This window comes from Streptomyces sp. NPDC006997, assembly GCF_040635175.1.
Classification (GTDB): domain Bacteria; phylum Actinomycetota; class Actinomycetes; order Streptomycetales; family Streptomycetaceae; genus Streptomyces.
Genome location: NZ_JBEYHH010000074.1, coordinates 1 through 10,713 on the forward strand (window position 1 = coordinate 1; position 10,713 = coordinate 10,713).

The window sequence follows — 10,713 nt, forward strand, 5'->3', positions numbered from 1 at the left end:
GAGGGCGTGACCCGCTTCGTCGAGGTCGGCCCGGACGCCGTACTCACCGCTCTCGCCCAGCAGACGCTGGACGTCGAGGACGCGGTGTTCGCCCCTGTGCTGAAGGCACGGGTACCGGAGGTGGAGGCGTTCGCGGCGTTCCTCGGTCGTGCTCATATCGCCGGTCTCCCGGTCGACTGGGACGCCTTCTACACCGGTTCCGGCGCCGAGCGCGTCGAGCTGCCCACGTACGCCTTCCAACGCGAACGCTACTGGGTGTCCCAGAGCGTGGCATCCGGTGATCCCGCCGCGGCTGGTCTCGGCCGGATCGAGCACCCTCTTCTGAGCGCCGCCGTGCCGGTTGGCGACCGGGACGAGTGGGTCTTTACCGGCCGTCTCTCCCAGGACAGCGCCCCCTGGGTCCGGGACCACGCGGTCCTCGGGGCCGTGCTGCTCCCGGGGACGGCGCTGGTCGAACTGGCAGCCGCGGCCGGACGGGAAGCGGGCAGCCCGGTGGTCGAGGAACTGGTCCTCGAAGCGCCGCTCGTGCTCGGAGCGGACACGTCGGTGCACCTCCAGGTCAAGCTGGGGGAGGCCGACGGGAGCGGACGACGCGAGGTGGCGGTGTACTCCCGCGCGCAGGGCGAGGATGACGCCACGCGGCAGGCGGTCTGCCACGCCCGTGGCACCCTCGGCACGGCGACGGAGACCGTTCCCGACTGGCCGACCCAGTGGCCCCCGGCCGGAGCGGAGCCCGTCGCCGTGGACGCGCTCTACGCCCGCTTCGCCGACCTGGGCTTCGACTACGGACCGGCCTTCCAGGGCGTCCGGGCCGCCTGGCGTGACGGGGACAGCCTCTGGTCCGAGGTGGCGCTGCGTGACGAGGAGGCCGACGCGGCAGGGGACTTCGTCCTCCACCCGGCGCTGTTCGACGCGTCCCTGCACGGCGGCCTGGACTGGCTCGACGCGGGCGACGGCTCGACGCGGCTTCCGTTCTCCTGGTCGGGTGTGCGCCTCGGCGCACCGGCCACGGGTTACGTCCGGGTGCGGGTCACTCCGGTCGGAGACGCGGTCCTGCGCGTCGACATCGCGACCGAGACGGGTGAACCCGTGGCCAGCGTGGCGGAGCTGGCGTTCCGTACGGTCGATCCGGGGCAGCTCAAGGCGGCCCGGCGTGAGCAGGGTGACGCTCTCTTCCGGATCGACTGGGTGCCGGTCACGTCGGTCGGCCAGAACGGAGGCGGCCTCGCACGCGTGGTCCCCCTCGGGGCGGCGTGCCCCACCGAACTCGACGAGCTGGAGCGGTCGGTGGCTGGCGGCACAGCCGCGCCGGAGCTGGTGGTCGTACGGCTCGACGCGCCGGCAGAGCAGCCGACCGCTGACGCCGCGCACGCCGTCGCCCGGGACACGCTCGCGCTGGTGCGGAAGTGGCTGGCGTCCGAGACGTTGACGGCCGCCCGGCTGGTGGTGGCCACCCGGGGTGCGGTCGCGGTCGGTGACGAGGCCGTGGAACCGGTGCTCGCGCCGGTGTGGGGTCTGCTGCGCAGTGCGCAGTCCGAGCACCCGGACCGGTTCCTGCTGCTCGACCTCGACGCCGGGGAGCACCCGGACTGGACCGCGCTGGCCGGGCTGGACGAGCCTCAGCTCGCGGTCCGCGCGGGAGCGGTGCTCGCGCCACGCCTGGTCCGGGCCGCCACCCCTGACGCGCCGCACGGCGCTCCTCTCGCGGCCGACGACGCGGGGCGCCCGTGGGATCCCGAGGGGACGGTCCTCATCACCGGCGGCACGGGTGGCCTCGGCGCGGTCTTCGCCGAGCACGTCGTCAAGCAGTACGGCACCCGGCACCTGACCCTGGTCAGCCGACGGGGCCCGGGGGCCGAAGGCGCCGCCGAGCTGGCCGCCCGGCTGGAGTCGTTGGGGGCGCAGGTACGCATCGAGGCGTGTGACGTCGCCGACCGCCCGCAGCTCGCGCGGCTCCTCGGCTCGCTGGAGCAGCCGTTGACGGCGGTCATCCACGCCGCGGGCGTCCTGGACGACGGGGTGGTCGCGTCGATGACGGCGGAGCAGCTTGAGCGGGTGATGCGGCCCAAGATCGACGCGGCCGTCCACCTGCACGAGCTGACCGCGGACACGGAGCTGTCGGCGTTCGTGCTGTTCTCGTCGATCACTGCCCTCCTCGGCACCCCTGGACAGGCGAACTACGCCGCCGCCAACGCGTTCCTGGACGCTCTCGCCGCCGCCCGCCGGGCCCACGGACTGCCCGCGGTCTCCCTGGCGTGGGGCCTGTGGGCGGAGTCCGCGGGCATGGGCGGCGACCTCAGCGACACCGGTCGCGCCCGGCTGGCCCGCACCGGGATGCGGCCCCTGCCCACCGGCCTCGGTCTGGAACTCTTCGACCGGTCAGCGCGGTACGACGCGGCCCTGCTCGCCCCGGTCCTGCTCGACCTCGGCGGGCTGAAGGCGGGGGCGCGCGCCGGTACGGTGCCGACGCTGCTGCGCGCGCTGGCCCCCCGGCCCCCGCGGCGCGGCGCGTCGACGGGAGTCCCGCTCGTCCAGCGGTTCCCGGGGATCGCGGCGGCCGAGCGGGAACGGGCCGTCCTCGAACTCGTGCAACAGCAGGTCGCGGCGGTCCTCGGGCACTCCTCGCCCGGCAGCATCAGTCCGACGCGTGCGTTCAGGGACCTGGGGTTCGACTCCCTCTCCGCCGTCGACCTGCGCAACCGGCTGATCCAGGCCAGCGGAGTGCGGCTCGCGCCGACCATGGTCTTCGACCACCCGACCGCCGCGGCGGTCACCGAGCTGCTGCTCTCCGAGCTCGGCGGTGACGCGGGTCCGCAGACCTCCGTCGACCAGCGGCTCGACGAGTTCGAAGCGCTGGTCACCGGCCTGCGGGACACCGAGAAGGACCACGTGGCCGGACGGCTGCGCCTGCTGCTCGGCACGCTCACCGACCACGGCACGGGTCACACCGGTGACCGTATCGAGGCGGCCAACACCATGGACGAGGTCCTGGAGTTGCTCGACGCCGAGTTCGGCGACGCCTGACGCCCTCCCGCCACCGGCCCCACTCTCCACGCTCCACAACTGCCACCACGGCACCATCGCCGATGCCCGACGCCCGACCCACCGAACAGCACACACGGGGGATGAGTACTGAAGTGAACGACGTCCAGCAGCAGGAGAAGCTCGTTCGGTACGTCAAGCGACTGGCCACCGATCTCGACGCCACCCGGGCCCGGCTCAAGGAGTACGAGGACCGCGCGCATGAGCCACTGGCCGTCGTCGGGATGAGCTGCCGCTACCCGGGCGGTGTCACCTCGCCCGAGGAGCTGTGGCGACTCGTCGCGGAGGGCCGCATCGGCACCGCGGACGAGTTCCCGGTGGACCGCGGCTGGGACGTCGAGAACCTCTACCACCCGGACCCCGACCACCCCGGCACGTCCTACACACGCGGTGGCGGGTTCCTGGACGCCGCCGCCGACTTCGACGCGGACTTCTTCGAGATCAGCCCGCGCGAGGCCCTGGTCATGGACCCGCAGCAGCGGCTGCTGCTGGAGGCGTCCTGGGAGGCGTTCGAGGACGCCGGGATCGACATCACCGCCCTGCGCGGCAGCGACTGCGGAGTGTTCTGCGGGGTGATGTACTCCGACTACGGGTTCGTCGCCGGGACCAGCGACCGGCGCCCCGAGGTCGAGGGCTACCTGTCGATCGCGTCGGCCGGGAGCGTCGCCTCCGGGCGGGTCAGTTACACCTTCGGCTTCACCGGACCCGCCGTCACCGTCGACACGGCCTGCTCGTCGTCGCTCGTGGCGGTGCACCTGGCCGCCCAGGCCCTGCGCGCACGCGAGTGCTCGCTCGCGCTGGTCGGCGGCGTCACGGTACTCGCGCGCCCCAACGTGTTCGTCGAGTTCAGCCGCCAGCGCGGCGTCTCACCCGACGGACGCTGCAAGGCGTACGCAGCCGCCGCGGACGGCGTCGGCTGGGCCGAGGGCGTCGGCCTGCTGGTACTGGAGCGGCTCTCCGACGCCCGCCGCAACGGGCACCAGGTACTCGCCGTCCTGCGGGGCAGCGCCGTCAACCAGGACGGCGCCAGCAACGGGCTGACCGCCCCGAACGGCCCCTCCCAGGAACGGGTGATCCGCCAGGCGCTCGCGGACGCCGGACTGCGCCCCGCCGACGTCGACGCGGTCGAGGGCCACGGCACCGGAACCCCCCTCGGCGACCCGATCGAAGCCAAGGCGCTGCTGGCGACGTACGGACGCGAACGCGAGAACGGCCCGCTGCGCCTTGGCTCGGTCAAGTCCAACATCGGCCACACCCAGGCCGCCGCCGGAGTGGCCGGCGTCATCAAAATGGTCATGGCCCTGCGCAACGGCACGCTGCCGCGCACCCTCCACGTCGACGCCCCGTCCCCCAACGTCGACTGGACGGCGGGCGAGGTCAGCCTGCTGACCGAGGCGCAACCCTGGCCGTCCGGGGAGCGGACGCGCCGCGCGGGCGTCTCCTCCTTCGGCGTCGGCGGCACCAACGCCCACGTCATCATCGAGGAACCGCCCGCCGAACACCCCGAACCCGCCCACGGCAAGACGGCCACGCCCCCCGGCCCCGAAGAGGCGTCCGGCGCCACACCCCCGCAAGCCGTCCCGGTGCTGCTGTCCGCGCGCAGCGACGCGGCACTCCGCGCCCAGGCGGACCGGCTGCGCGCGCTGATGATCGCCCAGCCCCAGCTGTCCGTCCTCGACCTCGGCCTGTCGTCGTCGACGCTACGGGCCCACCTGGACCGGCGGGCGGCCGTGGTGGCCACCGACCGCGGCGCCCTGCTGTCCGGACTCAGGGCGCTGTCCGCCGCCGAACCCGCCGCACACGTCCTCGAAGGCCGCGTCACCGGCAACCGGGCCGTGTTCGTCTTCCCCGGCCAGGGCGCCCAGTGGGAGCGGATGGCCGTGGACCTGCTGGACTCCTCGCCGGTCTTCGCCACCGAACTCGCCGCCTGCGGCAAGGCACTGTCCGCGTACGTCGACTGGCAGGTGGAGGACGTCCTGCGCGGCACGCCCGGCGCGCCCTCGATGGAGCGCGTCGACGTCGTACAGCCCGCACTCTTCGCGGTGATGGTGTCCCTGGCCGCGCTCTGGCAGTCGTACGGCGTCGTACCGGAAGCGGTGCTCGGACACTCCCAGGGAGAGATCGCCGCCGCCTGCGTGGCCGGGGCCCTGTCCCTGGACGACGCCGCCCGGGTCGTCGCCCTGCGCAGCCGCGCCATCCGCGAACACCTCGCGGGCAACGGCGGCATGGCGTCCGTCGCGCTCCCGGTGGACCGGGTCGAGGAACTCATCGAGCCCTACGGCGGCCGTATCTCGGTCGCGGCGGTCAACGGCCCCACGGCCGTCGTCATCTCCGGCGCGCCCGACGCCCTGGACGAACTGGCCACCGTCTGCCACGACGCCGAGATCCGCTTCCACCGCGTCTCCGTCGACTACGCCTCGCACTCGGCCCAGGTCGAGCAGATCGAAGCCGAACTCCTCGACGTGCTCGGACCCATCACACCCCGCCCCGGCCGGATCCCGTTCTACTCCACCCTGCGCGACCGGTTCGTCGACACCACCGAACTCGGCGCCTCCTACTGGTACCAGAACCTGCGCGGCCAGGTCCGCTTCGAGTCGGGCGTACGCGCACTGATCGACAACGGCATGAACTGCTTCATCGAGGTCTCCCCGCACCCGGTCCTGAAGGTGCCGGTGGAGGAGGCCGTCCAGGCACTCGACGCCAGCGACCGCGCCACCGTACTCGGCTCGCTGCGCCGCGGTGAGGGCGGCTTCGAACGCTTCGCCACGTCCCTGGCCGAGGCACACACCCTCGGCACCGCCGTCGACTGGACCCGCTTCTACGCGGACAGCGGCGCCCGCCACGTACCACTGCCCACGTACGCCTTCCAGCGCGAGCGCTACTGGATGATGCCGGGCTCGAACGGTGACCCGGCCGCCGCCGGACTCGCCCGCTTCGCACACCCCCTGCTGACCGCCTCGGTGCGGGTCGGCGACCGGGACGAGTGGCTCTTCACCGGGCGCGTGTCCCAGGACGCCCAGCCGTGGACACAGGACCACGCCGTCCTCGGCACCGTACTCCTGCCCGGCGCCGCCCTCGTCGAACTGGCCCTGACCGTCGGAGCAGAGGTCGGCTGTGCGGTCGTGGAGGAGCTGGTGCTGGAGGCGCCGTTGGTCCTGGCTGCGGATGCGGGGCGGTTGGTGCAGGTGACGGTGGGTGCGCCGGATGCGGACGGCCGTCGTGAGGTGGCGGTGTATTCGCGGTCCGAGTCGGCTGAGGGCGTGGTGGTGTGTCACGCGCGGGGCTGGCTTGGCGGGGAGGCGGCCCCGATGGGTGGCTTCGGTGGTCAGTGGCCGCCTGCGGGTGCTCGGGCTGTGGCGGTGGAGGGGTTGTATCCACGCCTGGCCGCGGCTGGTTACGAGTACGGGCCGGCATTCCAGGGGTTGCGGTCTGTGTGGCGTGTGGGTGAGGACCTGTTCGCTGAGGTGGAGCTCGCTGAGGGTGTGGTGAGTGCGGGGTTTGGTGTGCACCCCGCGCTGTTCGACGCGGTGCTGCACGCGGCGTTGGTGGAGCGGGATGCGGCTGCGGGGGTGGATCTGCCGTTTGCGTGGTCGGGTGTGCGGTGGGGCCGTGGTGTGGTCGGGTCGCGGGTTCGGGTGCGTATCGGGCGCTCTGGTGAGTCGGCGATGCGGGTGGACGTCGTGGACGAGCGGGATGTGCCGGTGGTGGGGGTGGAGTCGCTGTCGGTGCGGCCGGTGGACCAGGCGCAGTTGGCTGGTGCGGGGCAGGGGGGTGGAAGCGAGGCGTTGTTCGGGTTGGAGTGGACTGCCGTGAGCGCCCCTTCCACCGCGTCTTCGGTGTCGTTGGCGGTGCTGGGCGCGCTGTCGGCTACCGGCGAGCGTTACCCGGACCTTGCCGCCCTGGAACACGCGGTGACCGACGGCACCGCCTCCCCCGATGTCGTCCTGGTAGGCGTCCAGCCGGACCAGCACACTGACGTGGCGTCCGCCGCGCGGGCGGCCACCACCAGCACACTGGAACTGTTGCAGCGGTGGCTGGCGAGTGAGGTGCTGGGTCGGTCCCGCCTGGTGGTGGTGACCCGCAACGCGGTCGCCGTCGGTGAGCAGGCACCGGACCTGACCCAGGCCCCGGTGTGGGGTCTGGTGCGCAGCGCCCAGTCCGAGCACCCGGGCCGCATCACGCTCCTCGACCTCGACGCCGGTGGTGCGAGTGCGGACCGTCATGGGGAGCCGGACTGGGCCGCGCTCTGCGCACTCGGCGCCGAGGAGCCGCAGATCGCGGTCCGCGGCGGCAGCCTCTTCGCCCCCCGGCTGGCACGCACGGAGACGACCCCGGTCGACGGCACCTGGCGACTCGACAGCAAGCGGAGGGGATCCCTGGAAGACCTGGCGCTCCTGCCGTCGAACGCCGACCGGCCGCTCGGGGTCCACGAGGTCCGCGTCGGCATCCGCGCCGCGGGTCTGAACTTCCGCGACGTGCTGATCGCGCTCGGCACCTACCCCGGCGAGGCACCGCTGGGCAGCGAGGCCGCCGGTGTCGTCCTGGAAGTCGGCGCCGAAGTGACCGACCTGGTCCCCGGCGACCGGGTGTTCGGCCTCGTGCTGGACGCCTTCGGACCCGTGGCCGTCGCCGACCGGCGCACCATCGTCCCGATGCCGGACGACTTCACCTTCGTCCAGGCGGCGGCCCTGCCCGTGGTCTACCTCACCGCCTACTACGGTCTGGTGGACCTGGCCGGGCTGCGGCGCGGTGAGCGGTTGCTGGTGCACGCCGCCGCTGGTGGCGTGGGCATGGCGGCCGTGCAGCTGGCCCGGCATCTGGGGGCGGACGTCCTCGCCACGGCGAGTGAGCCGAAGTGGGACGCGGTGCGTGCGCTCGGCGTCGCCGGGGAGCGGATCGCGTCCTCGCGTGACCTGTCGTTCCGCGACACCTTCCTCGACGTCACCGACGGGGCGGGCGTGGACGTCGTACTGAACGCCTTGGCGGGGGAGTTCATCGACGCCTCGCTGGACCTGCTGCCCCGCGGCGGCCGGTTCATCGAGATGGGCAAGGCCGACCTGCGCGACCCCGACGTCGTCGCCGCCGAACACGAAGGAGTGCGCTACCGGTCCTACGACCTCGTGGAAGCGGGGCCGGATCGTATCCAGGAGATGCTGACGGAGGTCGTGGCGCTGTTCGAGCAGGGTGTGCTGGAGCACGCGCCGGTCCGTACCTGGGATGTGCGGCGGGGCCGGGAGGCGTTCCGGTTCCTGCGCGAGGGCCGCAACACCGGCAAGGTCGTGCTGACCGTCCCCGCCCCGCTCGACGACCAGGACGGCACCGTCCTGATCACCGGCGGCACCGGCGGCCTCGGCGCCCTCTTCGCCAAGCACCTCGCCCGGCGGTACGGCGTCAAGCACCTGCTCCTGGTCAGCCGCCGCGGCCCCGCCGCCGACGGCGTACCCGAGCTCATCGCCGAACTGGCGGAACTCGGCACCGACGCCCGCGCGGCGGCCTGCGACGTCGCCGACCGCGACCAACTCGCCCGACTCCTCGACCAACTGGAACACCCGCTGCGTGCGGTGATCCACTCGGCCGGTGTACTCGACGACGGAGTGGTCGAGTCACTCACCCCGGAACAGATCGAGCGGGTGATGCGGCCCAAGGTCGACGCCGCCCTGCACCTGCACGAACTGACCGCGGACATGGACCTGTCGGCGTTCGTGCTCTTCTCCTCCCTCGCGGCCCTGATCGGCAGCCCGGGCCAGGCGAACTACGCCGCCGCCAACGCCACCCTCGACGCCCTCGCCGCCGTCCGGCGCGCCGAAGGGCTGACCGCCAGCTCACTGGCCTGGGGCCTGTGGGGCGACGCCACCGGAATGACCGGCGAACTCGACGGCGCCGCACTCGCCCGACTCGAACGCATGGGCGTCGCCGCGCTCTCCAACGACCTCGGCCTCCAGCTGTTCGACACCGCCCACCACCACGACGAGGCCGTCCTCGTCCCCGCACTCCTCGACCAGGTGGCCCTGCGCGCACAGGCACAGGCGGGACGGCTGCCCGCGCTGCTGCGCGGACTCGTCCGCGTGTCCGCACGGCGCACCGAAGCCGTCGGCGGCTCACTCGCCGACCGGCTGGCCGCCGTCGACCCGGCGGAGTGGGAGAACGTCACCCTGGACCTCGTACGCGCCCAGGTCGCCTCCGTACTCGGCCACGCCTCCGCCGACGCCGTCGACCCCGACCGCGCCTTCAAGGAACTGGGCTTCGACTCGCTCGCCGCGGTGGAACTGCGCAACCGGCTCACGGCGGCCACCGGCCTGAGACTGCCGACCACCCTCGTCTTCGACCACCCCAACCCGCTGGCGGTGGCCCACTACCTGATCCCCGTCGCCATGCCGGGCTCGGCACCGGCCGACACGGGACGGCGTTCGGAGGAGAAGGAGATCCGCGACCTGCTCGTCACCATCCCGATCGGCCGCCTGCGCCAGTCCGGACTGCTCGACGCCCTGCTCGACCTGGCCAGCGGCGAAACCGGTGACACCCAGCCCGACGACGCGGACGGCGACGCCGTGTCGATCGACGAGATGGACGTCGCGGCACTGATCCGGATGACGCAGGACGACGTGGAATGACAGACGCTCCACCCACGCCCGAGAACACATCAGTTGCGAACACGGCCGCGGGAACGCGTCCGAACGGGGGAACCAAGGCGATGTCCGCCAACCAGAACGAGCTGGTCGAAGCGCTCCGCAAGTCCCTGAAGGAGACCGAGCGCCTGCGGCAGCAGAACCGTCGACTGCTGGCCCAGGCCGCCGAACCCATCGCGATCGTCGGCATGAGCTGCCGCTACGCCGGTGGCGCGGACTCTCCGGAGGGGTTGTGGCGGCTGGTGGCGGAGGGCCGCGACGCGATCGCGCCCCTGCCCACCGACCGCGGCTGGGACGTGGAACGGCTCTACGACCCCGACCCCGACCACGTCGGCAAGGTCTACGCGAGCGGGGGCGGCTTCCTCGACCGCGTCGGCGACTTCGACGCCGCGTTCTTCGGGATCAGCCCCCGCGAGGCGACCGCCATGGACCCGATCCAGCGGCTGCTGCTGGAGGCGTCCTGGGAAGCCCTGGAGGACGCCGGACTCGACCCCGCCGCGCTGCGCGGCAGCGACACCGGCGTCTTCGCGGGCGCCGTCATGTCCGACTACGGCGGTACGGCCCAGCCCGAACTGGAGGGCTTCCGCCTGGCGGGCACCGCGTCGAGCGTGGTGTCCGGCCGGGTGGCGTACAGCTTCGGCTTCGAGGGCCCGGCCGTGACGGTGGACACGGCTTGTTCGTCCTCCCTGGTCGCGATGCACCTGGCGGCGCAGGCGCTGCGTTCCGGGGAGTGCTCGATGGCCCTCGTCGGCGGCGTGACCGTCCTGGCGGGCCCCTTCCTGCTGCAGGAGTTCAGCCGCCAGCGCGGACTGGCAGCGGACGGGCGGTGCAAGCCGTATGCGGCGGGCGCCGACGGCACGGGCTTCTCCGACGGGGTCGGCCTGGTGGTCCTGGAGCGGTTGTCGGACGCTCAGCGCAAGGGTCACCGTGTGCTGGCCGTGATCCGGGGCAGTGCGGTCAATCAGGATGGTGCGAGTAATGGGTTGACGGCTCCGAATGGTCCGTCGCAGGAGCGGGTGATTCGTCAGGCGTTGGCGAACGCCGG

General features: G+C 72.9%; 3 protein-coding genes. All 3 read left to right on the plus strand.

The features are described 5' to 3' along the window. On the plus strand, positions 1-3,024 hold a 3,024-nt coding region (locus tag ABZ659_RS35275), incomplete at its 5' end, for an SDR family NAD(P)-dependent oxidoreductase (RefSeq protein ID WP_360228911.1). Positions 3,025-3,125: 101 nt separating this feature from the next. Then, on the plus strand, positions 3,126-9,653 hold the full coding sequence (locus ABZ659_RS35280; protein ID WP_360228914.1) for a type I polyketide synthase: 6,528 nt from the start codon (positions 3,126-3,128) through the stop codon (positions 9,651-9,653). A gap of 80 nt (positions 9,654-9,733) precedes the next feature. After that, positions 9,734-10,713: beta-ketoacyl synthase N-terminal-like domain-containing protein (locus tag ABZ659_RS35285; protein WP_360228917.1), on the plus strand; the 980-nt coding region annotated here is incomplete at its 3' end.

What these genes read in the sequence shown, in the direction of transcription:
- ABZ659_RS35280 (WP_360228914.1), top strand. Translation starts at nt 3,126, where the DNA reads ATGAGTACTGAAGTGAACGACGTCCAGCAGCAGGAGAAGCTCGTTCGG.